The sequence below is a fragment of the Faecalibacterium faecis genome, from assembly GCF_040096475.1.
GTDB classification, from domain to species: Bacteria; Bacillota; Clostridia; order Oscillospirales; family Ruminococcaceae; genus Faecalibacterium; species Faecalibacterium taiwanense.
On record NZ_JBBMEP010000003.1, the window covers coordinates 85,107 to 111,766 of the forward strand.

25 protein-coding genes are annotated in these 26,660 nt (G+C 56.7%); 4 read left to right on the top strand and 21 right to left on the bottom strand.

Features of this window, described 5'->3' with window-relative positions:
• Nucleotides 1-5: 5 nt before the first annotated feature.
• From rapZ to hprK, 3 genes are read right to left on the bottom strand one after another with little or no spacing between them, the layout of a single operon-like run.
• A complete protein-coding gene (rapZ, locus tag WMO17_RS02425; RefSeq protein WP_005941973.1) occupies nt 6-869 on the bottom strand; it encodes an RNase adapter RapZ in 864 nt (287 codons plus the stop codon).
• A 33-nt stretch (nt 870-902) separates the two neighbouring features.
• Nucleotides 903-1,799, bottom strand: coding sequence for a UDP-N-acetylmuramate dehydrogenase (gene murB / locus WMO17_RS02430; protein WP_207698057.1), 897 nt, complete (start codon nt 1,797-1,799; stop codon nt 903-905).
• A 28-nt stretch (nt 1,800-1,827) separates the two neighbouring features.
• Entirely contained in the window at nt 1,828-2,763 is a 936-nt protein-coding gene (gene hprK, locus WMO17_RS02435; RefSeq protein ID WP_120079314.1) for an HPr(Ser) kinase/phosphatase, read from the bottom strand.
• A gap of 297 nt (nt 2,764-3,060) precedes the next feature.
• On the opposite strand from hprK, the gene WMO17_RS02440 reads away from it, so the two are divergent.
• From WMO17_RS02440 to WMO17_RS02450, 3 genes are read left to right on the top strand one after another with little or no spacing between them, the layout of a single operon-like run.
• On the top strand, nt 3,061-4,848 hold the full coding sequence (locus tag WMO17_RS02440) for a Na/Pi cotransporter family protein (RefSeq protein ID WP_349137405.1): 1,788 nt from the start codon (nt 3,061-3,063) through the stop codon (nt 4,846-4,848).
• The gene (locus WMO17_RS02445) at nt 4,845-5,534 is read left to right on the top strand and encodes a response regulator transcription factor (protein WP_120079316.1); all 690 of its coding nucleotides are present in this window, start codon (nt 4,845-4,847) and stop codon (nt 5,532-5,534) included. Before WMO17_RS02440 ends, WMO17_RS02445 begins: the two co-directional genes overlap by 4 nt.
• Nucleotides 5,531-6,880: a sensor histidine kinase gene (locus WMO17_RS02450; protein ID WP_097775631.1), complete on the top strand. Its 1,350-nt coding sequence runs from the start codon at nt 5,531-5,533 to the stop codon at nt 6,878-6,880. Before WMO17_RS02445 ends, WMO17_RS02450 begins: the two co-directional genes overlap by 4 nt.
• 1 nt (nt 6,881) lies before the next feature.
• On the opposite strand, the gene WMO17_RS02455 is transcribed toward WMO17_RS02450, so the two are convergent.
• The 3 genes from WMO17_RS02455 to WMO17_RS02465 are packed head-to-tail and all read right to left on the bottom strand — an operon-like array spanning nt 6,882 to nt 10,107.
• On the bottom strand, nt 6,882-7,853 hold the full coding sequence (locus WMO17_RS02455) for a hypothetical protein (protein ID WP_349137406.1): 972 nt from the start codon (nt 7,851-7,853) through the stop codon (nt 6,882-6,884).
• Nucleotides 7,850-8,650: a hypothetical protein gene (locus tag WMO17_RS02460; RefSeq protein WP_223387567.1), complete on the bottom strand. Its 801-nt coding sequence runs from the start codon at nt 8,648-8,650 to the stop codon at nt 7,850-7,852. The genes WMO17_RS02455 and WMO17_RS02460 overlap by 4 nt, the downstream gene beginning before the upstream one ends.
• A complete protein-coding gene (locus WMO17_RS02465; protein WP_223387566.1) occupies nt 8,647-10,107 on the bottom strand; it encodes a spore germination protein in 1,461 nt (486 codons plus the stop codon). Before WMO17_RS02465 ends, WMO17_RS02460 begins: the two co-directional genes overlap by 4 nt.
• 78 nt (nt 10,108-10,185) lie before the next feature.
• On the opposite strand from WMO17_RS02465, the gene WMO17_RS02470 reads away from it, so the two are divergent.
• Entirely contained in the window at nt 10,186-10,581 is a 396-nt protein-coding gene (locus WMO17_RS02470) for a DUF421 domain-containing protein (protein WP_349137407.1), read from the top strand.
• On the opposite strand, the gene nrdR is transcribed toward WMO17_RS02470, so the two are convergent.
• The 15 genes from nrdR to WMO17_RS02545 all read right to left on the bottom strand — a co-directional run bounded on the left by nrdR (nt 10,578) and on the right by WMO17_RS02545 (nt 26,649).
• On the bottom strand, nt 10,578-10,988 hold the full coding sequence (gene nrdR / locus WMO17_RS02475; RefSeq protein ID WP_349137408.1) for a transcriptional regulator NrdR: 411 nt from the start codon (nt 10,986-10,988) through the stop codon (nt 10,578-10,580). The genes WMO17_RS02470 and nrdR overlap by 4 nt on opposite strands.
• A gap of 38 nt (nt 10,989-11,026) precedes the next feature.
• The gene (gene secF, locus WMO17_RS02480; protein WP_298637918.1) at nt 11,027-13,363 is read right to left on the bottom strand and encodes a protein translocase subunit SecF; all 2,337 of its coding nucleotides are present in this window, start codon (nt 13,361-13,363) and stop codon (nt 11,027-11,029) included.
• Nucleotides 13,364-13,543: 180 nt separating this feature from the next.
• Entirely contained in the window at nt 13,544-14,827 is a 1,284-nt protein-coding gene (locus WMO17_RS02485; RefSeq protein ID WP_349137409.1) for an aspartate aminotransferase type Ic, read from the bottom strand.
• Nucleotides 14,828-15,057: 230 nt separating this feature from the next.
• Entirely contained in the window at nt 15,058-16,380 is a 1,323-nt protein-coding gene (gene clpX / locus WMO17_RS02490) for an ATP-dependent Clp protease ATP-binding subunit ClpX (protein WP_097775636.1), read from the bottom strand.
• Nucleotides 16,381-16,421: 41 nt separating this feature from the next.
• Nucleotides 16,422-17,018, bottom strand: coding sequence for an ATP-dependent Clp endopeptidase proteolytic subunit ClpP (gene clpP, locus WMO17_RS02495; RefSeq protein WP_005941935.1), 597 nt, complete (start codon nt 17,016-17,018; stop codon nt 16,422-16,424).
• 146 nt (nt 17,019-17,164) lie between these two features.
• On the bottom strand, nt 17,165-18,481 hold the full coding sequence (tig, locus tag WMO17_RS02500) for a trigger factor (RefSeq protein ID WP_005941933.1): 1,317 nt from the start codon (nt 18,479-18,481) through the stop codon (nt 17,165-17,167).
• A 209-nt stretch (nt 18,482-18,690) separates the two neighbouring features.
• A complete protein-coding gene (locus tag WMO17_RS02505; RefSeq protein WP_005941928.1) occupies nt 18,691-19,374 on the bottom strand; it encodes a metallophosphoesterase in 684 nt (227 codons plus the stop codon).
• Nucleotides 19,375-19,408: 34 nt separating this feature from the next.
• Complete coding sequence (gene thrC, locus WMO17_RS02510) at nt 19,409-20,869, bottom strand: threonine synthase (protein WP_349137410.1); 1,461 nt, start codon at nt 20,867-20,869, stop codon at nt 19,409-19,411.
• A 99-nt stretch (nt 20,870-20,968) separates the two neighbouring features.
• Nucleotides 20,969-21,331: a YraN family protein gene (locus WMO17_RS02515; protein ID WP_120079326.1), complete on the bottom strand. Its 363-nt coding sequence runs from the start codon at nt 21,329-21,331 to the stop codon at nt 20,969-20,971.
• Nucleotides 21,328-21,975, bottom strand: coding sequence for a ribonuclease HII (rnhB, locus tag WMO17_RS02520; protein WP_097777741.1), 648 nt, complete (start codon nt 21,973-21,975; stop codon nt 21,328-21,330). The genes WMO17_RS02515 and rnhB overlap by 4 nt, the downstream gene beginning before the upstream one ends.
• A complete protein-coding gene (gene ylqF, locus WMO17_RS02525) occupies nt 21,972-22,895 on the bottom strand; it encodes a ribosome biogenesis GTPase YlqF (protein WP_005941918.1) in 924 nt (307 codons plus the stop codon). Before ylqF ends, rnhB begins: the two co-directional genes overlap by 4 nt.
• Complete coding sequence (gene lepB, locus WMO17_RS02530; protein WP_120079328.1) at nt 22,892-23,440, bottom strand: signal peptidase I; 549 nt, start codon at nt 23,438-23,440, stop codon at nt 22,892-22,894. Before lepB ends, ylqF begins: the two co-directional genes overlap by 4 nt.
• Nucleotides 23,441-23,610: 170 nt before the next feature.
• A complete protein-coding gene (gene rplS / locus WMO17_RS02535) occupies nt 23,611-23,952 on the bottom strand; it encodes a 50S ribosomal protein L19 (protein ID WP_022257134.1) in 342 nt (113 codons plus the stop codon).
• A gap of 215 nt (nt 23,953-24,167) precedes the next feature.
• Nucleotides 24,168-24,812 carry a TIGR03936 family radical SAM-associated protein gene (locus tag WMO17_RS02540; RefSeq protein ID WP_349137411.1) on the bottom strand — a complete coding sequence of 215 codons (645 nt, stop codon included), beginning with the start codon at nt 24,810-24,812 and terminating at the stop codon, nt 24,168-24,170.
• Complete coding sequence (locus WMO17_RS02545; protein WP_349137412.1) at nt 24,787-26,649, bottom strand: TIGR03960 family B12-binding radical SAM protein; 1,863 nt, start codon at nt 26,647-26,649, stop codon at nt 24,787-24,789. Before WMO17_RS02545 ends, WMO17_RS02540 begins: the two co-directional genes overlap by 26 nt.
• Nucleotides 26,650-26,660 lie beyond the last annotated feature (11 nt).

A 26,660-nucleotide genomic window follows, 5' to 3' on the forward strand; every position in this document is an offset into this window, starting at 1 on the left:
TTCTGTCAGCGTTTGGCATCGCGGTGCTGCACGCCCGGCTCGTAGCCGAGTTGCGTGCAATACTCCGCGATCTTACGCGCAAATGTAATGGAACGGTGCTTGCCGCCGGTACATCCCACCGCAATGGTCAGCTGGCTTTTGCCCTCCTTGACGTACAGCGGCAGTGCATACTGCAAAAAGTTCTCATACCGCTTGAGCAGTTCCTGCGCTTCCGGGTGGCTCATGACAAAATCCACCACATCCTGATCAAGGCCGGTCTTATGCTTAAGTTCCGGCACGTAGAAGGGGTTGGGCAGGCAGCGCACATCCAGCACAAGGTCTGCCTCCGGCGGGATGCCGAATTTGAATCCAAAGGACATCACGGTCAGGCGCATGGCACCCTTGGCTCCGCCATTTTTTGCAAAAAGATCGCAGATGCGTTCTTTATTTTGTGCTGTAGAAAGCAGGGCAGTATTGATGACGTAATCTGCACGCTCCTGCAAAGGCTTCAATATTTTGCGTTCCTTTGCAAAGGCCTCCCGGGTGGAAATACCCTCGGCAATGCTGATGGGGTGGCGGCGGCGGGTCTCGCTGTAGCGGCGCATGAGTACATCGTCCGGGGCATCCAGAAATAGAATTTTATAATCCACACCCTGCTCATCCAGCTTGTCAAGCGCACGCTCGATCTCTTCGCTGGTGCGGCAGCCGCGCACATCCATGGAAAGAGCCACCCGCTCCAGCTGGCTGTCGCCCGCTTCCGAGAATGCAGTGATGCTGGGCAGCAGTCCGGCCGGAACATTATCTATACAGAAAAAACCGATATCTTCCAGCGCATTCATAGCCACCGACTTGCCTGCACCGGAAAGTCCGCTGACGATCAACAGCTCCATAATCTGATCTACCGCTCCTTTTTGCTTTTTCCGTTATCGGACGACCCGGATCTCTTTTTCAAGGTCGTAGCCCGTCTTTTCCTTTACGATGGCGCGCACCTCGTCACAGAGTGCCAGCACATCAGCGCAGGTAGCGCCGCCAAGGTTTACCACAAAGCCGCAGTGCTTATCGCTGACGGCTGCGCCGCCGTGGCGATAGCCGCGCAGGCCGCACTGGTCGATCAGCGCAGCCGCAAAAGCACCCGCCGGGCGCTTGAAGGTGCTGCCGGCGCTGGGCTTATCCAGCGGCTGCTTTTCCACACGCTTGGCCATCAATTCATCCATTTTTGCACGGATGTCCGCTGCGTTTCCGGGCTGCAGATGGAACTGTGCCGAGAGGATGCAGCCGCTGTTCTCTTCAAAAATGCTGTGGCGATAGCGGAGATCCAGCTCTGCGGCAGGCACTTCTCTGACCTCGCCTTCTGCCGCCAGATACCGCACTGTGGTGAGCACATCCTTCATCTCGCCGCCGTAGGCACCCGCATTCATATACACTGCACCGCCCACCGTGCCGGGGATACCGTAGGCAAATTCCAGCCCGGACAAGCCATGCTTCAGTGCCGCCTTACACAGTGCCGCAAGGCGGACACCTGCGCCTGCGGTCAGGACTGTATCTTCCACCGCGATCTCTGCGTCCAGTGCCGAAACATCGATCACCACGCCGGAAAAGCCTTCGTCCGCAAACAGGATGTTGCTGCCGTTGCCCAGCAGGTAATAGCGGACAGCCTGCTCCTTGCAAAGCGCAACTGCACTGCAGAGCTGCTGCTCGTTTTCCGGCATGACAAACAGCTGTGCCGGGCCTCCGATTTTAAAGGTACAGTGCGCCGCAAGCGGTTCATTCTCCCTGAACGGGATCGCTGCTGCCTGCAGTTTCTGCTTGAATCGTTCCATGATAACTTGCTCCTTTTGCGGTGTGGGATCAATCCATTTTATCGTCCAGACCCAGACGGATCAGCAGTTCACGCGCTGCGTTGTAACCCATCTTCTTCTGGCGGTTGTTGATGGCTGCAGTTTCCAGCACGACAGCCAGATTGCGGCCCGGTGAGACTGGAATGCTGGTGCTGGGAATGCTGACACCCAGAATGTCGTAGTATTCGTTTTCCAGACCGGTGCGCTGGTAGTTCTTAGTGGGGTCCCATGCTTCCAGCTGAACCACAAGGTCAAGGCTTTCGCTCAGCTTGACCGCGCCCACGCCGTACACACGGGCCACATTGATGATGCCAATGCCGCGCAGCTCAATGAAGTGGCGGATATTCTCCGGGGCAGTACCCATGATCTGGCGGTTGGACACCTTGCGCAGCTCCACCGCATCATCTGCCACAAGGCGGTGGCCGCGCTTGACCAGCTCGATGGCAAGCTCGCTTTTGCCAATGCCGCTGTCGCCCAGGATCAGGATGCCTTCGCCGTACACTTCCACCAGCACACCATGGCGGGTGATACGCGGTGCCAGTTCCAGATTCAGCACACTGATCAGGCTGCCCATCAGAGTGCAGGTGGTCTCATTGGAGCGCAGCAGTGCAACACCATGCTTCTGGGCCAGCTCCTGCATCTCCGGGAAAGGAGTCAGTTCTTCGCTGCGGCAGACGATAACAGCCGGCGGCTGCTGACGGAACAGCTGATCCAGCGCCTCGTAGCGTTTTTCCGGTGAAAGGCCGGACAGAAAGTTCATCTCGGCCAGACCCATGATCTGCAGACGCAGCTTATCAAAATAATCGTAATAGCCCGCCAGAAACAGACCCGGGCGGTTCACTTCGGCGATCTCCACACAGATCTGATCCAGTTCCTTCGGCGTATAGACAACTTCCATACTGACACGGTCGGTCAGCGTTTTGAGCGAGACATTGAATGTGCCCATTCTTGTTCCTCCTGTGCTCCCTTTTGCTGCACAGCCCTGCCTGCTGTCAGGTACCGTGCAGGATTCCTTCTTATTATTATAATAGAACGATCGGTAAAAAACAATATTGTGCGGGCGGCTTTTTCGCAGCCCGGCAAGAATGCACGCAGCAGCGCAGCCATGTACTGATTTTTTACATTTTTCTTACCTTTACACGGATTTTACATTCCCTCGATTTTGGATTTTACATTGCATCTGTATACTCAAAATCAGGAGAAACACATCAAAAACACGTCAAACAAAAGTGAGGAAATCTTTATGACCATCTTCAATGTCTTTTCCCTGCTTGGAGGTCTTGCCCTGTTCCTGTTCGGCATGGACATCATGGGCAAAGCACTGGAAAAGCAGGCCGGCGGCCAGCTGCAGAAGATCCTGAGCAAGCTGACTGACAACCCCCTTAAAGGCTTTTTCCTTGGCCTGTGCGTCACCGCTGTGATCCAGAGTTCCAGCGCTACCACGGTCATGGTGGTCGGCTTTGTCAACAGCGGCATCATGGAGCTGCATCAGGCCATCGGCGTGATCATGGGCAGCAATGTGGGCACCACTGTCACCAGCTGGATCCTGAGCCTTTCCGGCCTGCAGGGCGACAGCCTCCTCATCAATCTGCTCAAACCCACTTCTTTCAGTCCTTTGCTTGCATTTATCGGCATTTTGCTGTATATGTGTAAGAGTGAGAAGAAAAAAGGCGTGGGCACCATCCTCATCGGCTTTGCCGTGCTGATGACGGGCATGACCACCATGTCTAACGCCGTCCTGCCCCTGCAGAACGAGGCATGGTTCACCAGCCTGTTCACCCGCTTTTCCAACCCCCTTCTGGGCGTTCTGGTGGGTGCCCTTGTTACCGGCATCATCCAGAGCTCCAGCGCCAGCGTGGGTATTCTGCAGGCGCTGAGCGCCACCGGCGTGATCACCTACGGCAGTGCCATTCCCATTATCATGGGTCAGAACATCGGCACCTGCGTTACCGCGTTGATCTCCTCTGTGGGTGCCAACAAGAATGCACGCCGTGCTGCCATGGTCCATCTGTACTTCAACATCATCGGTGTGACCATCTTCCTTGTCGGCTTTTACGGCCTGAATACGGTCTGCCACTTTGCTTTTGTGAACACCACCATCGAGGCATGGGGCATCGCTGTGGTGCACTCGGTGTTCAATATCGTGGCAACGCTGGTGCTGCTGCCCTTTGCAAACCTGCTGGAAAAACTGGCCATCCTCACCATTCCGGATTCGCCGGAAAAGGAAAGCTTTGCGCTGCTGGATGACCGCCTGCTGAACACCCCTGCCGTGGCCGTGGAGCGTGCACGCTCTGCAACTGCTGAAATGGCAGAGCTTGCCCGTGTGGGCGTGATGCAGGCCATGAGCCTGACTCATGATTGGAACGACACCCTTGCGCAGAAAGTCCGCGAGGAAGAGACGCAGGTAGACCGTTACGAGGACGCTCTCGGCACCTATCTCGTCAAGCTTTCCAGCCGTGAGCTGAACCATGCCGACAGCCAGAGCGTAAATACCCTGCTGCACACCATCAGCGATTTTGAGCGCATCAGCGACCATTCCGTAAATCTGATGGAATCTGCCGAAGAGATGCACACCAAAGACATCCAATTCTCGCAGGATGCCCGCGACGAGCTGCAGGTGCTGGAGGATGCGGTGCAGGATATTCTGAACCGCACCACTGATGCTTTCCGCAAGGGTGATCTGCATCTTGCCAGCAAGGTGGAACCGCTGGAAGCCGTGGTCAACGAGCTGGTACGTGCCATCAAGGCCCACCACATTGCCCGCCTGCAGGCCGGCAGCTGCTCCATTGAATATGGCTTTGTGCTGGACGACCTGCTGACCAACTATGAGCGTGTGTGCGACCACTGCAGCAACGTAGCCGTTGCACAGATTGAGGTTGCACAGGACAGCTTTGATACCCACGCATACCTCAACGAGCTGCGTCACGGCAATGACACCAAGGAAAGTGAGGAATTCCATCGCCGTCTTGACCGTTACCGTGAACGCTATCTCTTCCCTGAAAATCAATCTGCGGAGGATTTTGACAAATGATCTATATTGTTGAAGACGATGCCGCCATCCGGGAGCTGGAACAGTATGCCCTGCAGTCCAGCGGATACGAAGTGACCAGCTTTGAAAGCTCTGAGTCGTTCTGGCAGGCCATGCACGCTGCAGAGCCGGAACTGGTGATCTTAGACGTGATGCTGCCCGGTGAGGACGGTTTTTCCATCCTGAAAAAGCTGCGCAACACCCCTTCCCTGCGCAGGCTGCCCATCATTATGGTCACGGCTAAGTCCAGCGAGCTGGACACCGTGCGCGGGCTGGACTGCGGCGCAGATGATTACATCTCAAAGCCTTTTGGCATCATGGAATTTTTGAGCCGGGTGCGCGCCGCCTTGCGCCGCTCGGCTCCGGAAGCACGTCCCAACGTACTCAGCTTTCACGAGATCCTGCTGGACAATGCCCGTCACAACGTGACTGTAAGCGGAACGCCGGTGGAGCTGACCTACAAGGAGTACAGTCTGCTGCGCCTGCTGCTGGAGAACGCCAATCTGGTGGTGACACGCGAGACCATTCTGCAGGTGGTGTGGGGCACCGACATTTCGGTGGAGAGCCGCACTGTGGATATGCATATCCGCACCCTGCGCAAAAAGCTGGGGGATGCCGGCAAATACATCTGCACTGTGCGCAAGGTGGGTTACAAGCTGACCGATGAAGAGGAGGCCGGTGAAGAATGAAGCTGCGCAGCATGGAAGAAAAGATCAGCTACCGCCTGTTCCTGATGGGCTTCCTTGGTCTGCTGTTCACGGCGGCGCTTTGCATCTTTGTTTTTCACAAGGCATTCACGGCTCAGGCATGGACCAGCCTTGAGCGGGAAGCCGATCTGGTAAGCGCCGGTTATGATCTGGTGCAGGACCCGCAGCAGCTTTCGTCCTTTGTTACCAATGATCTGCGCATCACCCTGATCTCGCAGGACGGCAGCGTGCTATTTGAATCTGCTACCGATCAGCCCATGGAGAACCATCTCTCCCGCCCGGAGATCCGTCAGGCCATGACCGAAGGTGTGGGCCGGGACATCCGCGACTCCCAGACCATGGGCTACGAGACCTATTACTATGCCGTACTGTTGCCCAACGGTGAGATTTTGCGCATGGCACAGGATGCAGAAACGGTCTGGTCTATTTATGATTCGACCCTGCCTGCCATCGTGCTGAGCTGCGTTGCACTCATGCTGGCCGCCGCTGTGCTGGCAGCTCTGCTCACCCGTGCATTGGTCTCCCCTGTGCTGAGCATGACCGAAGATCTGGATCATATTCAGGACAATGTTCCCTATAAGGAGCTTGTCCCCTTTGCCGAAAGCATCCACTCTGACCGCATCCTCCGTGAGAACAATGAAAAGATGCGGCAGGAGTTTACTGCCAATGTCAGCCATGAGCTGAAAACCCCGCTGACCAGTATTTCCGGCTATGCGGAGCTGATCGAGACCGGCATTGCAAAGCCTGAGGATGTGCCGGGCTTTGCCCAGAAGATCCATGTGGAGGCCAGCCGTATGATCCAGCTGGTGAACGATATCCTGCAGCTTTCCAGTCTGGACAACGCCAGCGAAGCCGGTTCTGAGCCGGAGATGGAGACAGTGGATCTGCTTACCGTTGCCAAGGACTGCGTAGAGCGCCAGAAGCTGAATGCCCGCCGGGCTTACATCTCACTGAACTGTCTGGGCGAAAGTGCTCTTGTGCACGGCAACCGTGCCCTGCTGGACGAGCTATGCCAGAACCTGTGCGATAATGCGATCCGTTATAATCGTCCCGGCGGTAAGGTACAGATCACCACAGCCTGCAGCCGCGACGGACACTGCACCCTGACTGTGGCCGATAACGGCATCGGCATCCCGAAAGAAGCACAGTCCAGCGTGTTTGAGCGCTTCTATCGTGTGGATAAGAGCCGCAGCAAGGCTACCGGCGGTACCGGTCTGGGCCTTGCCATCGTCAAGCATATCGCACGCATCCACAACGCACGCATCAAGCTGGAAAGTCAGGTGGATGTGGGCACTACCATTACTGTCACCTTCCCCACTGCCAACTGAATCACATCGGTAAAAATCTCACGTCTGCCTGCAATTGCGGGCAGGCGTTATTTATTGTGATCTTTTCTCTGCCCACACCGTTCTGCAATGCACTGCGCTGCTGCAGATGCACAAGGTCGATGCCCTGCTGCCAGAAAGACTGCACCGTCTGCGTGCACAGTTCTGCCAGCTGTTTGCACTGTGCGGCGCTGGGCTGCGGCGTATCATAGCTGCGCTGACAGTCCAGCCGCAGACTGGCAGTTTCTTCCCGCAGGGTGACAGACACGCTGCATCGGCGGACCGTTACCGGCTCACCTTCCAGCCAGAAAGTATGCACGCCTCCCATTTCCAGCAAAAGCCGCGCTGTTTCCGCCTGCCGGGCCTCCAGCTCAATGCTGTTTTCCACTCGCCAGAGGATGCTTGTATCTGCAAGTGCCACTTCCTGTTTCTCTGCCCGCAGCTGCGGCAGAAGCATTCCGTCCTGATACTGGTAAAGCCTCGGCATCTGGTCTGTGCACTGCTTGAGCAACTCAAGCAGTTTGTTCGGAAATTCCTGCTTTTCCGCTGGAAGTTCCTCCAAAAATCCATCGTCCATCTCCAGCACAGAAACTTTTGCCGATACCCTGCCCTGCCTGTTTTCCAGCACCGTACGCTCATACGCTGCAAGCAGCTCTGCCGATGCATTTTGATCGATCAGCAGATAATCGCACAGGCGGTAATCCGCCTTTTGCGGCAGTTGCTTTTGAGCCGCCGCCAGCGCTTTTGCCAGCGTGTCCGCCTGCGCCAACTGCAGCTGCACAGCCCCAGAAGCCTCGGATGCATCGGCGGCGGCTTCCGGAGCCTGATACAGCAGCCCTACGGTGATGGACTGTTCCTTCTGAGCAAGATACAGCGCACGCACCATGCTTTTTTCAGTGGTCTCGCAGCGCAGAAAAATCAGGCACCACCCGATCAAAAGCACCGCACTGAGAGAGCGCAGTTTCTTCTGCTTCATTTTGCCGCTCCTTTCCCGCACTGCACCGCGCGCTGCCACACGGTACGCACTGCCGCGCAGAGAAAGCCGATGCGGAAGATCGCGCAGGTGAGCCAGATGAGCAAAAGCAGCGCATCCATGCGGGAGAAAACATCTGCACTCCATGCCCGCAGCAGTTCCTGTGCCGGGTAATCCGCTGCGCCAAATACGAGGCACATCCCGGCAGTAAGACCCGCCTGTGCCAGAAAGGTGAGCCATGGCAGCCAGGACATGCTGCGCGGCTCTTCATAACCTGCAAGAAGCGGCCAGAACAAATACTCCGCATACAGCGGAACACGCGGCCAGCGGGCCAGTTGCACAGCATCTGCCGTCAGCAGGTGCGCCCAGTCCATCTGTCCGGCAAGCCCTGTCAGACAGACCAGCCCACCCAGCAGCACGAACCACCACAGCACCCGTGCCGGAGCATCCCAGCCGGAAGGCGGAATACACCACCCTGCCCAGAGCAAAAGCGGCAGCAGGCCGATCAGCGCCATGGAGCGGAACTCCTGCTGGCAGATGTTCTGGGCCTGCATTACGGTTCCAAACAACTCTGCCAGAAACCATGCTCCTGCGGAAAACAGCCAGACCCACTGCATGGCTGCCCGCTGCCAGCAGGCAGAGAACACCCCACTGATACATGTGAGCAAAAGAGCCTGAACCGCTCCATGAATGATCATCCCACGCGGAGAGATACCGGTCTGCATTTCTTCTGCCAGCGCAGCTGTCCACACGCTCAGTGCCAGCACGGGAGCAGAAAAGCCTTTCTGTTTTTGTATCATTTTCCCTCCCGTTTCTGCCAGATATTAAAGTCGTGCGCTGAAAGGCGGCGGTAGTTGCGGCGGATGATGCCATCCTCTGCCATGGGCCGCTGCGGGAACGGATGCGCCGCCAGATATGGCACCTGCAGGCAGGCTGTGCCGGAAAGACTGAGCAGAACTGCAAAAAAAGCCCCCGCAAGGCCCACCGGCCCGGCAAGACCTGCAGCCAGCACCACACCCAGACGCAGCAGCGTAGCAGGCTCGTACAAAGAGGGCGTGACGAACACCGCGATGGCCGTGATGCTTGCCACAAAGATCACCGGCGTGCTCATAAGCCCGGTGGCAATGGCAGCATCGCCGATGATCAACGCGGACACCAGACTGACCGAATGCCCCAGCGACTGCGGCATCCGCAGACCTGCTTCCCGGATGACCTCCAAAATGAGTATGACCAGCAGCATTTCCGCAAACAGCGGCAGCGGTGTGGCCTTCTCCGCCGCTTCGATCTTGTACAGAAGCTGTGGTGGGATCAGCTCCGGCAGGTAGACCGCCAGACAGACGAACACACCCGGCAGAAATACTGTGAGGTAGAACGAAACATATTTGAGGATGCGCAGAAAAGAGGAAAACACGGCGGTGGATGCATAATCGTCCAAGCACTCAAAATTTTCGCAGAAAAGAGCTGGAAGCACCATGGCAGAGGGACTTCCGTTGACCAGCACCACGATCTTGCCCTCACAGATCTTTGCCGCCGCCACGGCAGGCCGCTCGGTGTAGCTTACCGGCGTGAACAGCCGCGCCTTGCCCGGCAGAAGCCACGGCACAAAGTAACTGGAATCCAGCAAAAGCTCCGGCTTTGCAGCGGCAAGCGCTTTGCGCACACGGATCACCATGGCGGAGTCTGCCCTGTTTTTGCAGTAGCAGATGGCGTATTCCGTTTGCATTTCGGTATCGGCCTGCGCCACCTCCTGCACCAGATGTTCGGTACGGATGAGCCGCCGCAGCAGGCTCAGATTGACCCGCAGCAGGTCGGCAAAGCCTTCGCGGGAGCCGCGCAGATTGCCCTCCCCGGAAGGCTCGTCTACCGAGCGGAACTTCAGTCCCTGCACCGAGAAGGCAATGCCCTTTGCGCAGCCGTCCAGCAGTAAGACCGCCATGCCTGCCGTCATTCGTTTGATCAGATCAGCCAGATCTGTTACCGGCTCACTTTCTGCCGGAAAGGCTGAGCCGTGCAGGATCAGCTCAAAGACCTGCGGCCCAGTGCAACGCTGGCCTGCCTGCTGCGGCGGTGCCTGACGGCTGGCCGCATCCAGTAAAAGCTCCCACAAAGAATCCAGGCTTGCCATGCCGTCAAACAGCAGGATGCTTCCCCTGCAATGATAAATCGTGATCTCCTTGGCATAATAATCCGCAGAGGTGCCAAACATTTTGTCCAGCACCGCAAGATTTGCCGCAAGGCTCTGTGATAACTGCCGCATCCAACCACTCCTTTGCACAGCAGTATGCCCGGCTGCAGCGGCATCCATTCCGCCAGAAACGACAGGAGGTCTTGTTACTTGAAGCTTCTGATCTGCCGCACGATCATCATTTATCTGTGCGTTCTGTTTGCCATGCGGCTGATGGGCAAGCGCCAGCTGGGCGAACTGCAGCCCGAAGAACTGGTGTCCACCATTCTCATTTCCAATCTGGCATCCATCTCCATTGAATCGGAAGAGGTGCCCATCACATCCAGCCTGATCCCGCTGTTTCTCATTGCAGCGCTGGAACTGCTGGGCTCCGTGCTGAGCTTCCGCAGCCAGAAATTCTTCAACTTTCTCTCCGGCAGACCAAAGACGGTGATCTTGGACGGGCAGATCGATCAGAAAGCCTTGCGGATGCTGCGGCTGACCACAGCTGACCTGATGGAAGCGCTGCGCGGTAAAAATATTTTTGACCCACGGGAGGTCTCCTAGTCTGCAAACTGACGGTAGACCGATGCAAAGCGAACATATGCCACTTCGTCGATCTTTTTCAGTTCCTGCATGGTCAGCTCACCGATGCGCACGCTGGGGATCTCACGGTCGTAGGAGCTGAGCAGCGTCTGCTCAATGCTGCTTACCGCACGCTCCAGCGATTCGTAGCTGACCGGCCGCTTGGCGCAGGCACGCACCATGGCGTTGAGCAGCTTCTGCCGGTCGAACGGCTCACGGGAGCTGTCCTTTTTGATGACCACAAGCGGAACAGTCTCCACGACTTCATAGGTCGTAAAGCGCATATGGCAGCTCAGGCATTCGCGGCGGCGGCGGATGCGCTCACTGTCTTCGGTGGGGCGGGAATCGATCACTTTGGATTCCTCGGCTCCGCAATAGGGACACTTCATGTTCTGTTCCTCCTGTCCGGTCTGACCGGGCTGTGTTTTTAGGCTTTGGTCTTGGGCTTGCGCTCACTCCACAGCACCCACGCAGAGGTGGAAACGCACAGCGAAGTGTACACGCCGCTGATCATGCCCATCATCAGCGGGAACGCAAAGGTAAAGATGCTGTCCAGACCATACAGCTTTGCCACGATGCACATAACGCCCAGCGCCATCACCGTGGTAATGGTGGTGATCAGGGTGCGGCGGGCGGACTGGTTCACCGAGTGGTTCACCAGCTCTTCAAAGGATGCCTTTTTACCCATCAGGGTGCGGTTCTCGCGGATACGGTCGTAGACCACAACAGTATCGTTGATGGAGTAGCCAAGGATGGTAAGCATGGCGGCAATGAAGTTGCCGTCCAGCGCGGTGCGCAGCAGCACAAAGGTGCCAAATACCACCATCAGGTCGTTCACAAGCGCCAGCACTGCCATCATGCCGCCGGTCAGGCCGCCGATGTTCTTGAAGCGCAGGGCGATGTACAGCAGGATCAGCACCAGTGCAAACACCACGGCAACCAGACTCTTCTGCAGGAACTTGGTGCCCATGGCAGCGCTGACGTTGCTCAGCGACAGCTGTTCAAAATTGTTGTCCGGGCAGCTTTCGTTCAGGCTGTCCAGCAGCTTGGCCACCTGCTCGGTAGTCACTGTTTCGGTACCGGGCATCGAGATTTTCAGGGTCTGGCCACCGGTAGCAACATTCTCGCCGGTCTGCAGGGTCAGGCCGTTATTCTCCAATGCAGAGGATGCAACCTTCTGCACATCCGACATGGTAAAGCTGCCCTCGTAGCTCAGGGTGATCATGGCACCGCCGGTGAACTCGGTATCCAGATGGACACCCAAAACCACAGCGCACAGCACGATGGCTGCCATCAGGCAGGAGGAGATCGTCAGGAAGCGCTTGCGCAGGCCCACAAAGTCAATAGGCTTCTTCTCGGTTTTTTCCTTGCCAGGCTTTTCTGCACCGTAGAGCCAAGGGTTGCGCAGTGCCTTGATGGATGCCGCACCGCGGATCATCACACGGGTAGCAAACACGCCAAACACAAAGTTCAGCAGCACGCCGGTGAGCAGCGTGTAACCGAAGGCATAAATAGTGCCTGCGGTGGAGGGACCAAAGGCAAAGAACACAAAGTGGAGTGCCTTTGCAAACATGCCGTCCGAGGGGCCAAAGGCACCCATCAGCACGATGGCCACGATGACGATGGTCACGTTGCCGTCAACGATGGGGGTCAGGCCGCGGGCAAAACCGCTCTTGAGCGCGCCATCCAGAGACTTGCCGTTTTTCAGCTCTTCCTTGATGCGTTCTGCCGTGATAACATTGGCATCCACGCCCATGCCGATGGCAAGGATGATGCCTGCGATGCCGGGCAGGGTCATGGTAAAGCTTTCAAACACCGGGAAGTAACCGGAAACGAACGCCAGTGTTGCTGCCACCTGACCAGCCAGTGCAATACATGCAAGGAAGCCCGGCAGACGGTACAGCATCGTCATGAACACCACGATCAGTGCAAAGGCGATCAGGCCGGCCAGAACCATGGCGCTCAGGCTGTTCTCGCCCAGACTGGGGCTGACGGTGGAATAGCTGTCCACCGTCAGTGCAAAGGGCAGTGCGCCGGAGTTGATCTGGCGGGCCATCTTGACGACCTGCTCCTGCGTGAAAGGATTGGAAGCAGAGCTTGTAATGATGGCAGAGCCATCGGTAATAGCGGTGTTGACCGTAGCCGTGCTCACGTTTTCATCGTCCAGCCAGATGCTGATGGTGCCGCCCGATGCAGCCAGCTTTGTGGTAGCATCGCCAAATGCCTTGGCACCGTCATCGGTGAACTTCAAAGAGACGAAATATTCCGAAGCACCGCCATTGCTGACGGGGCCATACTGAGCTGCGGCGCTCTCGATCATGGAGCCGTCCAGGATCAGCTCACCGTCCGCACTGCTTCCCTCGCGGAAGGTGAGATAGGCGGTGGTGCCGATCTCATCGATTGCAGCTTCCGGGTCAAAATCCGTCTCACCGGACTGCCACGGGAATTCCAGGATTAGACTGTCGGAATTGTTGTCCACATACAGCTCATAGTCGGTCACGTTCAGCGCCACGAGACGGTTCTCAATGACGAGCTGGGCTGCTTCCAGCTGTTCTTCGGTAGCATCGTAGCCATCCGACGGCACAAAGGTGACGTTGACACCGCCCTTAATATCCACACCGAAGCGGATATCCTTTGCACCTTTGATATAGGTCGTGGTCGTATCGCCGTACTTGGCATACACACCGAAGAACGCAGTATACACAAATACCACGATCAACAGCACTGTGGCGATCAGATGCCATGCTTTTCCTTTTGTTTTCATAAAATTCAGGGAACCTCCAAAAGCAGCAGTTCTTGCAGCTGCCGCCCGTATTCTAGTGCGGACCGCCTGCTCCGGCGGGCCTTATCATTTCCGCAAGGGGGCCGTCGTGCCGGCTTTCTTGCGACAAAACTCCCCTGACGGCCCAGACGGGCCGCACAGAGGAGATAAAATCAAAAAATGTTAGTCTGCCTTGTCAGCCAGCAGTTTTTCTGCCACAGCCAGACGCACACAGATGCACAGCAGTTCGGAAGCGGTTTCCACCTCGTCCAGACTGGGATAGGTGGGCGCAATGCGCAGGTGAGAATCCTCGGGGTCCTTGTGATAGGGATATGCAGAACCGGCACCGGTCAGGGTCAGGCCCGCATCCTTGCACAGACCCGCCACGCGCTTTGCACAGCCGGGCATCACATACAGGCTGATGAAGTAGCCGCCCTTGGGGTCCGTCCAGTGGGCAATATCCCCGCAGGGGATGAGGTTGTTCTTGAATGCGGTCTTGACGGCATCAAAGCAGGGCACCAGACGACGACGGTGCTTTGCCATGTGGGCCAGCACACCTTCTTTGTTCTTCAGGAAGCGGACGTGGCGCAGCTGGTTCATCTTGTCGTAGCTGATGATCATGACCGAGAAGCGCTTGCAGATATACTTCATGCTGCTCTCGCTGCAGGCAATGGCAGAGACACCTGCGCCCGGGAAGGTGATCTTGCTGGTGGAAGTGAACATGAACACACGGTTTTCGTTGCCGTACTTCTTGCTCTCGTTCAACAGCACCGGAGTCTCAATGATCTCATCGGTCAGGTGATGGACGATATAGGCTTCATCCCAGAAGATTTTGAAATCAGGCGCAGCGGTCTTCATCTTGGCAAAACGCTCGATGGTCTCATCGCTGTAGGTGTAGCCATCGGGGTTGGAATACTGCGGCACACACCAGATGCCCTTGATGTCAGGATCCTCGGCCACCAGCTTTTCCACAATGTCCATATCCGGACCATTGGGGGTCATAGGCACGCTGATCAGCTCAAAGCCAAACTCCTCGGTAATAGCAAAGTGACGGTCATAGCCGGGCACCGGGCAGAGGAACTTGCGCTTCTCCACCTGAGACCAGGGGCACGGAGACTCCGGGAAACCGAACACATAGCCGATATTGACGAGGTTATACATCAGCTGCAGGCTGGAGTTGCCGCCCACGAACACCTCGCCGGGCTGCACGCCGAATACATCCGCAAACAGCACGCGGGCCTCCTGCAGGCCTTCCAGCTCGCCATAGTTGCGGGCATCCGTACCGGCATCGGTGGTATAGTCATTCATCTTCAGCAGGTCCATAGCCAGATCCATCTGGTGAGGGCCGGGCTTGCCGCGGGCCATGTTCAGCTTGAGACCCTTGGCCTGAAATTCCTTGTACTTTGCCTCAAGCGCTGCCTTTTCGGCAGTGAGTTCATCACGATTCATTGCAAGATAATTTGCCATTGGAAACACACTCCTTTATCGTACTTCCTGTTACCCATAGCGCCAGAACGGCATTTTGCGGAGCATTCCTGCCAGGGAGCGTTCCCCATGCCATTCCAGACCTTAACATTATAGTACATTTTGCCCTCGGAAACAAGAATAATAAAGCAAAAAGCCCTGCCAAAAGCAAAAAGCTTTTGAAACAGAGCTTGAATGCCGGGTCTTTGCTCCCCTGCTGTACGCTAAAAGCGTCAGCTCAGAGCGGCCTGATTTTTATAGCGCTTGCGCACCGCGCCGTATTCCAGATGTGCTTCGCCGCCTTCCACGGTATCTTCATCCACAGTTACGCGGATGATGGTAGCATCGGTGGGCACCTCGTACATGATGGGCAGCAGAATGCTTTCCATCACGCTGCGCAGGCCGCGGGCACCGGTCTTGCGCTCGATCGTCTTGCGGGCAATGGCGTGGAGTGCTTCATCCGTGAAGTTCAGTTCCACATTATCCATGCTCAGAAGTTCCTTATACTGCTTCACAAGGCTGTTACGCGGCTCCTTGAGCACGCGAACCAGAGCATCCTCGTCCAGATCGTCCAGCACGGTAATGACCGGCAAACGGCCGATCAGTTCCGGGATCAGGCCGAACTTGACCAGATCGTGGGGTTCCACCTTGCGCAGCAGAGCCTTCTCCGCTTCGCTGGAATTATCCTTCAGACTGCTGCCGAAGCCCAGTGCGGACTTATCGGTGCGGCGCAGAATATACTTATCCAAGCCATCAAATGCACCGCCGCAGATGAACAGGATGTTGGTGGTGTCGATCTGGATGAACTCCTGCTGCGGGTGCTTGCGGCCGCCCTGCGGAGGAACATTGCTCACAGTGCCCTCCAAAATCTTCAGCAGGGCCTGCTGCACGCCCTCACCGCCCACATCGCGGGTGATGGAGGGGTTCTCACTCTTGCGGGTGATCTTGTCGATCTCGTCGATATAGATAATACCGATCTGTGCCTTCTGCACATCAAAATCCGCTGCTTGGATCAACTTGAGCAGAATGTTCTCCACATCCTCGCCCACATAACCGGCTTCGGTCAGGGTGGTGGCATCGGCAATGGCGAAGGGAACGCCCAGCATTTTTGCCAGAGTCTGTGCCAGCAGGGTCTTGCCCACGCCGGAAGGACCCAGCAGCAGCACGTTGGACTTCTGCAGCTCCACATCGCTGCCCTTGCCGCTGAGGATGCGCTTGTAGTGGTTGTAGACCGAGACGGCCAGCACACGCTTTGCCTCGTCCTGACCGATCACATACTGATCCAGACCTTCCTTGATCTCGGCCGGGGTCAGGATGTTGATATCCAGATCGTCCGCAGGCTGGATGTGTGCACGGTTTGCACCGCGGGCCGGTCGGGCGCTTTTGGGCTGATCCGGCTTGTCGGAAAGCAGGTCGTGGCACAGGCCGATGCATTCGCTGCAGATATTGACACCGGGGCCGATGATCATACGCTCCACTTCGTCCTGATGCTTTCCGCAGAAGCTGCAGACCAGATCCTTTTCGTTTTTGTCTCTGCCGGAATTGTTATTTGCCATAGCTGTTTTTCCTTATCCTGGGTAAATTAAATGTCGGCGGCTCAGCGGTGGGCAATGACCTCATCGATCAGGCCGTATTCCTTTGCCTGCAGTGCGGACATATAGTTGTCGCGCTCGGTATCCAGCTGGATCTTTTCCAGCGGCTGGCCGGTGTACTCGCTGAGCATGCGGTTCATCTTATCGCGGATATACACCATGTGCTCGGCATGGATCTTGATATCGGTGGTCTGGCCGGAAAGGCCGCCGCCCTGCCCGCCGATCAGCGGCTGATGGATCAGAATTTCCGAGTTGGGCAGTGCAAAACGCTTCCCCTTGGTGCCGCTTGCCAGCAGGAAGGCACCCATGGAAGCTGCCATGCCCATGCAGATGGTGGAAACATCGCACTTGATATACTGCATGGTATCGTGGATGGCCATGCCGGCGCTGATGGAGCCGCCGGGGCTGTTGATATACAGGCTGATGTCCTTGTCCGGGTCCTGCCCTTCCAGATACAGCAGCTGTGCCACAACAAGGCTGGCGGAGGTATCGTTGACATCCTCGCTCAGAACGATGATGCGATCGTTCAAAAGACGGGAGAAAATATCATAGGAACGCTCGCCATGGGACGATTGTTCCACAACGTAAGGAACAAAACTCATAAAGTTCGCCTCCTGAAATGGAATATAGTATTTGCAAAATTGACCGATACGGTTTCCCTGCCGGTTCTGCCGTATCGGTCAATTTTTACAACCTTTGATTGAAACCGTGCAGCATACTGCCCGCTTCAAAGGAACACAGGAGCTGATTACTCAGCGTCTGCAGCCTTCTCTTCCTCAGCAGCCTTCTCCACGATGTTTGCGTGGCTCTTGATGAAGTCGATGGCCTTGTTGATGGCCAGATCCTTCTTCAGGTCGTCAACATTGACCAGCTCACGAACCTTGTTCTCTTCCATCTTGTACTGGTCAGCGATGCGCTTGATCTCAGCGGAAACTTCCTCCTCGGAAGCCTCGATGTTCTCAGCAGCAGCAACAGCCTCCAGAGCCAGACGAATCTTGACCTGTTTCTCAGCCTGCGGCATGAAGGAAGCGCGGAACTGCTCCATAGTCTGGCCCATATACTTCAGGTAGTCCTCGAGGCGCAGGCCCTGCTGCTCCACGCGGAATGCAAAGTCGTTGACCATCTCGTCCATGCGGGCATCATACATTGCCTGGGGGATCTCACCCTCCATGCTCTCGATGACCTGATCCACCAGAGCGTTCTCAACAGCCAGATCGTCCTGCTTGTCCAGCTGCTCCTGATTGTTCTTGCGGATGGAAGCCTTGAACTCGTCCAGAGTGTCGTACTCAGAGCAATCCTTAGCCAGCTCGTCATCCAGAGCAGGCAGCTCCTTGTACTTCACTTCGTGCAGCTTGATCTTGAACACAGCAGCCTTGCCAGCCAGTTCGGCAGCCTGATACTCGGTGGGGAAGGTAACGTTCACGTCGAACTCTTCGCCAGCGGAGTGGCCCACGATCTGATCCTCAAAGCCGGGGATGAAGCTGCCGCTGCCCAGAGTCAGGCTGTAGTGCTCAGCCTTGCCGCCCTCGAAAGCCACGCCATCGACGAAGCCCTCGAAGTCGATATCAGCGATGTCGCCGTTCTCAGCAGCGCCCTCACGGGTCAGCTCACGGGCATTGCGCTCCTGCACACGCTTCAGCTCAGCTTCAACAGCCTCGTCAGAAACAGTATGGACAGTCTTTTCAACTGTCAGACCATTGTAGCTGCCAACTTTGACTTCGGGCTTGACAGCGACCTTGACGGTCAGGGTGACACCGTTGGTCTCATCAGCAGAGTCAACAGTGACCTCCGGACGACCGACCGGCTCAACGCCAGCTTCCTTAACAGCAGCCTCGAAAGCCTCGGGGAACAGCTCATTGATGGCATCATAGGTAAAGACATCAGCGCCGTACATCTTCTCGATCAGAGCGCGGGGAGCCTTGCCCTTACGGAAGCCGGGAACAGCGTACTTCTTGCCTTCCTTCTTGAAAACATCGGCAACAGCCTTCTTGAAAGCCTCTGCGTCGATGGAGAACTGCAGTTCTGCCATGCTCTTCTCGAGCTTTTCACACTTGATGAAATTCATTTGTTTTTCCTCCACTCAAAAATTCTATTGCGCAGGGCAGGAAGTTTTTGCCCTTTGCAACCGCGCACTGCGTCCTGGATGAACTTGCTTTTGCAATATGCGGGGACGCGCGCGCTCAATTGGGTGCAACAATCGCGTCAAAAACTATTATAGCACGCTCCTGACACAATTGCCAGCCCAAATTGTTAATTTTTATTGGTTTTAACGGTTCAATTGATGCGGTACGGGCAAAAACGCAGCCCATCGGCACTGACCAGCTTGTAGTGGATGCCATCCACATCACCCTGCACCGCATAGCGGATGGCATTGCCGTGCAGATGGCCATAGTAGCAGGTCCTGATGCTGTATTCCTTTAAGGTGGCCACGATCTCCGGCGCACTGGTGCCGGTATACACCGGCGGATAGTGCAGGAACACCAGCTTTTCCAGACCGGGTTCGGCGGCATCCAGACTCATGCGCAGCCGTCCGATCTCGCGGTTCATCACCTTTTCGTCGTGGGCCTCGCCTGCATCAAACAGCCAGCCGCGGGTACCGCACAGTGCATACCCCTCTACACTGTAGGAGTTGTTGTGCAGAATGTGCAGGGTATCAAAGCCTTCTGCTTTGAGGTAGGCATTCATCTTGTTCACGGTAGACCACCAGTAATCGTGGTTGCCCTTCATGATGATCTTCTGCCCGGGCAGGCTCTGCAGAAATTCAAAATCCTTACGGGTATCGGTCAGGCGCATGGCCCAGCTGATATCGCCCGCCAATACAATGGTATCCTCTGGTTTGATGAGCTTGCGCCAGTTTTTCTCAAGGCGCTCCACATAATCATTCCAGCCGGGAAAAATATCCATCGGCTTGGAAGCGCCCAGAGAAAGGTGGGTATCGCCAAGCACAAAAAGTGCCATGTTTTTTCTCCTGTTCTAAATGCAGCAGGATGTGTTATTCCTGATAGCCCAGCGCCACCTCGGCGATCTGCGCAGGATCGATCACGGTGTTAAAGCGCTCCGGCTTCTGGCGCAGCGCGGCAAGGCTTGCCGGTGCGGTATGCGCGGTAGCTGCTTCCAGCTGCTGCATTGCTTCAAAATCATTTTCCGGGGCGGTGCGGCCCAGTGCTTCCAGCACACTGCGCGGGAACTTGAAGGGAGACGCGGTGGACAGCACCACCATGGGCACGCCCTCGCGCTTTTTCTGCGCTGCCACATGGAACGCAACAGCGGTGTGGGTATCACACAGGTAATTGTCCTTCTCGTAGCGGACACGGATCTCCCCTGCCACTTCTTCCTCACTGCTCCAGCCGCAGGAGAAGTTCTCCTGAATGGCAGCCAGCGTCTCCGGACGCACAGTATAGCTGCCAGTCTCGGCAAGGCTCTTCATCAGGCCCGCCACCTCGGCATCTCTGCCGGTGACATGGTACAGAAGGCGCTCGAGGTTCGAGGACACGAGAATGTCCATGCTGGGCGAGGTGGTCTTGAAGAACTCCCGCTTTGCGGCGTAGGTGCCGGTGGTGAGGAAATCGGTCAGCACGTTGTTCTCGTTGGAAGCGCAGACCAGCTTGCCCACGGGCAGGCCCATGCACTTTGCATAGTAGCCTGCCAGAATGTCGCCGAAGTTGCCGGTGGGTACGCAGAAGTCCACTTCATCGCCGAAGGTGATCCTGCCCGCCTTGAGCAGCTGGGCATAGGCGGCAAAGTAATAGACGATCTGCGGCACCAGACGGCCCCAGTTGATGGAGTTGGCGCTGGACAGGCGGATGTTCCGCTTGGCAAGCTCTGCTGCAATGGCAGTGTCACCAAAGACCTTCTTCACACCGGTCTGTGCATCATCAAAGTTGCCGCGCACAGCGTACACTGCCACGTTGGCACCCTCCTGCGTTGCCATCTGCAGGCGCTGGATCTCGCTGGTGCCGCCCGTGGGATAGAACACTGCGATCTCCACGCCCGGGATATCATGGTAGCCGTCCAGAGCTGCCTTGCCGGTATCGCCGCTGGTCGCCACAAGGATCAGGGTCTTTTCCGTGCGGCCCAGATTCTTTTTGGCTTCCACCAGAAGCTTCGGCATCAGCTGCAGAGCATAATCCTTGAATGCACAGGTAGGACCATGCCACAGCTCTAAGGCATAGGTGTCCCCTTCCACCGGGGCAAGATAGCCTGCCTTGCCGCCAAAGGCCTCTCCGTAGGTCTTGTGGGCAGCTTCGGTCAGGAAATCCTGCGAGTAGTCGGTCAGATATTCTTTGATGACGGCAGCTGCCATGGCCGGGTAGTCCAGCTCGCACAGTGCCTTCACATCCACCTGCGGAAAGCTTTCCGGTACAAACAGACCGCCCTCGTTGGACAGGCCCTGTGCGATTGCTTCCGAGGAAGTCACTTTGCGGTTTTGGTCTCTGGTACTAAAAAACTGCATTGTTGTCGCTCCTTTTTCGCCGTAGAACGTGCAAAGCACGCTCTTCTGCTGTGGCAGAGAAGCCCTCTGCCTGTACATTTTCCCACCGGGGCCGTTGCTTTACGTGAGAAAAGCGCCCCTTATAATATGTACCATCCAGCGCCCGCTGTCAAGAGGGAACACTTCTGCCACGTCAAATCGCACCGGCGCATCGCTCAGGCCGTTCTGCTGCAGATAACACTGTGCTGCACGGATCAGGCGGCGCTGTTTGGGCCGGTCCACCGCTTCTGCCGGGCTGGCCAGAGAGCCTTCCGCACGGGTCTTGACCTCACAGATGACAATGGTCCCATCCGGCTCCTGCACCACAACATCCAGCTCCCCCATCCGGGTGTGGAAGTTGTGTGCCAGCAGCCTGCAGCCCTGCTTCTGATACCAGCGGGCCGCAGCTGCTTCTCCCCTGCGCCCTGTCTCGGCGCGGTTCACTTTCCGTTCTCCGGCCAGTAGCCCTGCTTTTTGAGGAAGCTGCGGCGGTAGAACGGCTGGATGCCGTACTGGGCGATCAGCTCATAGTGGAGCTTGGTCGGGTAGCCCTTGTGCTTTGCCAGCTGATACTGCGGATACTGTCTGTCCAGTTCCAGCATATAGCGGTCACGGCTGACCTTGGCAAGGACGGATGCTGCGCCGATGCTGGCACTGGTGGCATCGCCCTTGACCACCGGCTGTGCCGGGACCAGCAGCCCTGCCGGGGTGCGGTTCCCATCCACGAGAACAAGGTTCGGCACGATGTCCAGCTCTTCCACAGCCTGCTTCATGCCGCCCATGGTGGCGTTGAGGATGTTGTCCCGGTCAATGATCTCCGGCCCCACAAAAACAATTTTGTAGGCCAACGCCTTTTCAATGATCTCATCAAACAGAGCTTCCCGCTTTTTCTCGGTAAGCTTTTTGGAGTCGTTGATGCCAAAGACCGGATTCTCCGGGTCCAGAATACAGGCCGCTACGCACACCGGGCCACACAGAGGGCCGCGTCCGGCTTCGTCCACGCCTGCAAAGCAGCCATACTGACTGCGTACAGCGGCATCGTATTCATACAGCGGAGCCGAGATTTCCTCGTCGGAACGGCGCTTCATTCGTCATCCTCCTCGGCAAAATCAGCCAGATCATCCCGCTGCGGCGGACGCTCCAGCGAGATGCGGCCCCACTTGCAGGCGCGGAACTCGTCCACCAGCATAATGGCGCAGCGCTCGGTGTTCACCTCGCCGCCGCGCACCAGCAGACCGCGCTTGCGGCCGATGGCTTCCATCAGCTCGTAGGGCGGCAGGGCCAGCGTTTCGGCATCCAGCTTGTAGCGCTGGGCCACAAGGTCGGGGTAGTTGCGGCGCACTTCGTCCAGCAGGTTCATGGCCAGCTCTTCCACATCCAGAATATCATCCTTGATGGAGCCGATAAAGGCCAGATTGGACGCAATGGTCTTGGAGTCGAACTTCTTCCACAGTACGCCGGGCATATCCAGCAAATCAAATTTGTCGGTGCTGACCCACTGTTTGCCCTTGGTTACGCCCGGGCGGTCTGCCGCCTTGGCGCGGGCAGAGCCTGCAAAGGTGTTGATGAAAGTGGATTTGCCCACATTGGGGATGCCGCACAGCATCACCTGTGTTTTGGCACCGCCCATGCCGCGGTTCTGGCGGCGTTCCAGCAGGCCCGCCAGTTCTTTTTCAATGGCAGCCTTTACCGCATTGGCACCGCCCTTCTGCTTGGCGCTGATGGCCACACAGCCGGCATCTGCCGCACGGAAATACTTGATCCATTCTTCCGTTACAGCCGGGTCTGCCAGATCAGCCTTGTTCAGCGCGTATAGTTTCGGCTTGCGGGCCGTGATGCGCTCGATCTCCGGGTTCAGGCTGGAAAGCGGGATGCGGGCATCCAGCAGCACAAGGCTGGCATCCACGTGCTGGATCTCCTGCTCCATCATGCGCAGAGTCTTGGTCATGTGGCCCGGGAACCACTGAATATTGTACTGGTTTGCAAAGCGGGTATCCATTTCGTTCATTTTACCACCCCAAAATCTGTAAAGGGCATAAAGCACAAAAGCACCCTGCCCAGAATGTCCCGTTCGTCAATGCAGCCCACATAGGTGGAGCGGCTGTCCAGCGACTGGTTGCGGTTATCACCCATCACGAACACCGTGCCCTCCGGCACTGTGTACGGGAACTGTACATCGTAGCCAAGATAGGTTGGCTCTGCAATGTAGTCCTCCTGCAAGACCTCACCGTTCACTGCCACGGTGCCGGTCGCATAATCGATGGAGACCGTATCGCCGCCTTTGGCGATGACACGCTTGACCAGCGGTTTACCGTAGGAGGTATAACTGTCCACAATGACCACGTCACCACGCTGCGGTGTATAGCCTGCTCCCCACACGATGAGCTTATCACCGTTCACCAGTGTGGGCACCATGGAGCTGCCGTCCACCTGAATGATGCGGAAGAAAAACGAAAAGATCAGCACCAGCACCAGCGCTGCCGAGATCAATGCCTCGTACCATTCCAGCAGGTTCTGCCCACGCACGGGCTTTGCCTGTTCCTGTTTTTCCATATCCGGTACACCTCACCTTCTGGTTTTACACTGCTGACCCGATTATACCGCAGCCGACAGGCTCTTCGCAAGAACGGTGCCTGCAAAAAGCCGCATTTTTTCCGAAATTTTGATAAAGAAAAAAGGGACAACAAGGTTGTCCCTTTTCTCCCGTTTCAAATCGGGGATGATCAAATATCGCTCTTGACCTTGGCAGCCTTGCCCGTACGACCACGCAGGTAGAACAGCTTTGCGCGGCGGACCTTGCCCTTGCGGACAACGGTGACCTTCTCAACGAAGGGGCTGTTGATGGGGAAGACACGCTCGATGCCAACACCGTAAGCAACGCGGCGAACGGTGAAGGTCTCAGCAACGCCGCCGTGCTTCTTTGCGATCACAGTGCCCTCAAAGGCCTGAATGCGCTCACGGTCGCCTTCCTTGATACGAACATCAACGCGGACGGTATCGCCAACGTTGAACTGGGGCTTTTCAGCCTTGATGCTGCCTTCAGAAATAATCTTCAGTGCGTCCATTTTTGAATCCTCCATTTGTTTTTAGACGTTCATACACGGCACTTTGCCGTCAGAGGACCGCCCGTTTAATGATATTGTCATTAACCCCGCTGTGGTCTCAGCGGACACTAACGCCTAAATAGGATATCACAAAACCTGCGTAAATGCAAGCGTTCTGACCAAAATAAATGCAAAAATTTTCTGTTTTGCCCAACAGACAGTCTTTCACGCTCCGATCAGACAAACAGCTGCTTATCTGCCGTCAAAAACTTTTTGCGCAGGATGTTGGCGCTGACAGCAGGCAGGCCGAATTTTTCTTCCAGAAAGCCGGTCAGCAGCGAGGGGTTCAGGTTCAGCTCCTGCGCAGCGGGCATGCACAGATCCATGTGCAGGCTGTCCCCCTCCGTGGTGTACTCCACCTTGGGCAGATGTTCCTTCAGCTCAATGATCTTGTTGCCCTTTTTGCCGTGCTTTTCCACCGGGGCGCTTTCCAGCGCGTTGTACTGATCCAGCGCCGCAGCCGCTGCCGCCGGGTAGGTGACGCGATAGCATGCGTAGGCAATGAGGTCCGCCTTCATCTGCACCGGGCCAACGTGCGTGATCACGATGCCTGCGGGCATGATGGCATTGAGGGCCGCTTTCCACTGCTCAAAATCCGGAGCTTCCGCTTCGGTCTTGACGTCCACGCACTCGCACTCGCTCTCCTGCCCCAGCGAAAGCGGGCAGGCAAAGGTCATATAGATGTGGGGGTTGAAACCCAGCGTATGCCACACCGGCAGGCCGCTGCGCTTGAGCACCCGCTGCATCACCCGCTGCAGGTCCAGCAGGGAGATGTAGGAGGCCTCATTCTTTTTCTCAAACGAGATTCTTACTGTAATCAAAGCAGGGACCTCCTAACAGGTGATTTGCACCGCAGCCGTGGCAGGCACGGTTGCAGGGCTGGGTGATCTGGGCGGCAAGAGCCTTTTGGTACTCCCGTACCAGATATTCGTGGGTGACGCCGTAATCCATGTGGGACCAGGGCGTTACCTCGTCCAGACCAATGGGGCGCTGACAGTAAAATGCCGGGTCGATGCCCAGATCTGCAAAGGTCTGCAGCCAAGTATCGTACTTGAAGCACTCCTCCCAGCCGTCAAAGTAGCAGCCGCGCTTGTAGGCTTCCACAATGACCGGGGCAAGGCGGCGGTCGCCCTTGGCGAACACGCCCTCCAGAAAGCTGGTGGTGCTGTCGTGGTAGTTGACCTTGATCTTGCGACTGCGCACACTTTCCAACAGATGCTTCTGCTTGGCACGCAGCATTTCTTCAGTGTCCATGGGCACGAACTCAAACGGCGTATGGGGCTTGGGCACAAAGCAGGCACAGCTGATGGTCACCTGTACACCCTTGCCCTTGCCGCGCTTGGGCAGCGAATAATAGAGGTCTACCACCTTCTGCGCCGTCTCTGCGATGCCCTCAATGTCCTCCATGGTCTCGGTGGGCAGGCCCATCATGAAGTAGAGCTTGACCGAGGTATAGCCCGCGTTGAATGCAATGGTGCAGGTCTTTTCGATCTCGTCCCATGTGACATTCTTGTTGATGACGTTGCGCAGGCGCTGGGTGCCGGCTTCGGCGGCGAAGGTCAGGCCGCTCTTGCGCACCTTGGTGGTCTTTTCAATGAGGCTCTGGGAGAAGTTGTCCACGCGCAGCGAAGGCAGCGACAGACTCACATGCTCCTTGGGTGCCCACTCGTTCAGATCGTCCAGCAGCTCTTCCAGCTGGCCGTGATCAGAGGTAGACAGGCTGGAAAGGCTCAGCTCCTCATAGCCGGTGTTGGCGCACAGCTCCTGCGCCGCCCTGTTCAGAAGGCCCGCGTCACGCTGGCGCATGGGGCGGTACAGAAAGCCCGCCTGACAGAAACGGCAGCCGCGCACACAGCCGCGCAGCACCTCGATGCTGGCGCGGTCCTGAATGGCACCCACCATGGGCACCACGAAATTCGTGGGCGGGGCAAACTCGTTCAGGTCCTTGATGATTGCCTTGGTGATGCGCGCCGGGATGCCCGGCTCATTGGGGTTGATGGCCTTGACCCGGCCATCTTCGTAATACTCCACATCGTAGAACGCCGGGATATAGACGCCGGGGATCTTTGCAATGCGCAGCAGCAGTTCCTTTTTGGAAACGCCGCCCTCCTTCTTGGCCTTTTCGATCTCGGCGCAGATGCCGGGCAGCTGGTTTTCGCCCTCACCCAGCTGGACCACATCAAAAAAGTCCGCAATGGGTTCCGCGTTGCAGGCGCAGGGGCCACCCGCCACGATCAGCGGCCAGCTTTCATCGCGATCCTTGGAATAGAACGGGATGCCCGCCAGATCCAGCATAGCCAGAATATTGGTATAGGAAAGCTCGTACTGCAGGGTGAAGCCCACTGCATCAAAAGCGGTGAGCGGATCCTTGCTCTCCATGGTGTAGAGCGGCAGACCAAGACGCTCCATCTCGGCCTTCATATCCAGCCACGGCATAAAAGCGCGCTCGCACCACCAGTTTTCGTGGCTGTTGAGCAGCTCATACAGGATCTTTTCGCCGAGGAAGGACATACCTACCTCATAGGTGTCCGGAAAGCAGAACGCAAAGCGGACATCCACTTTTTCTTTGTCCTTATATACACTGCCGGGTTCTCCGCCAGTATAACGACCAGGCTTCTGTACCCGTCCCAGTGCTTCTTTCAGTTTTGGATCAAACATCGAGTCCTCCA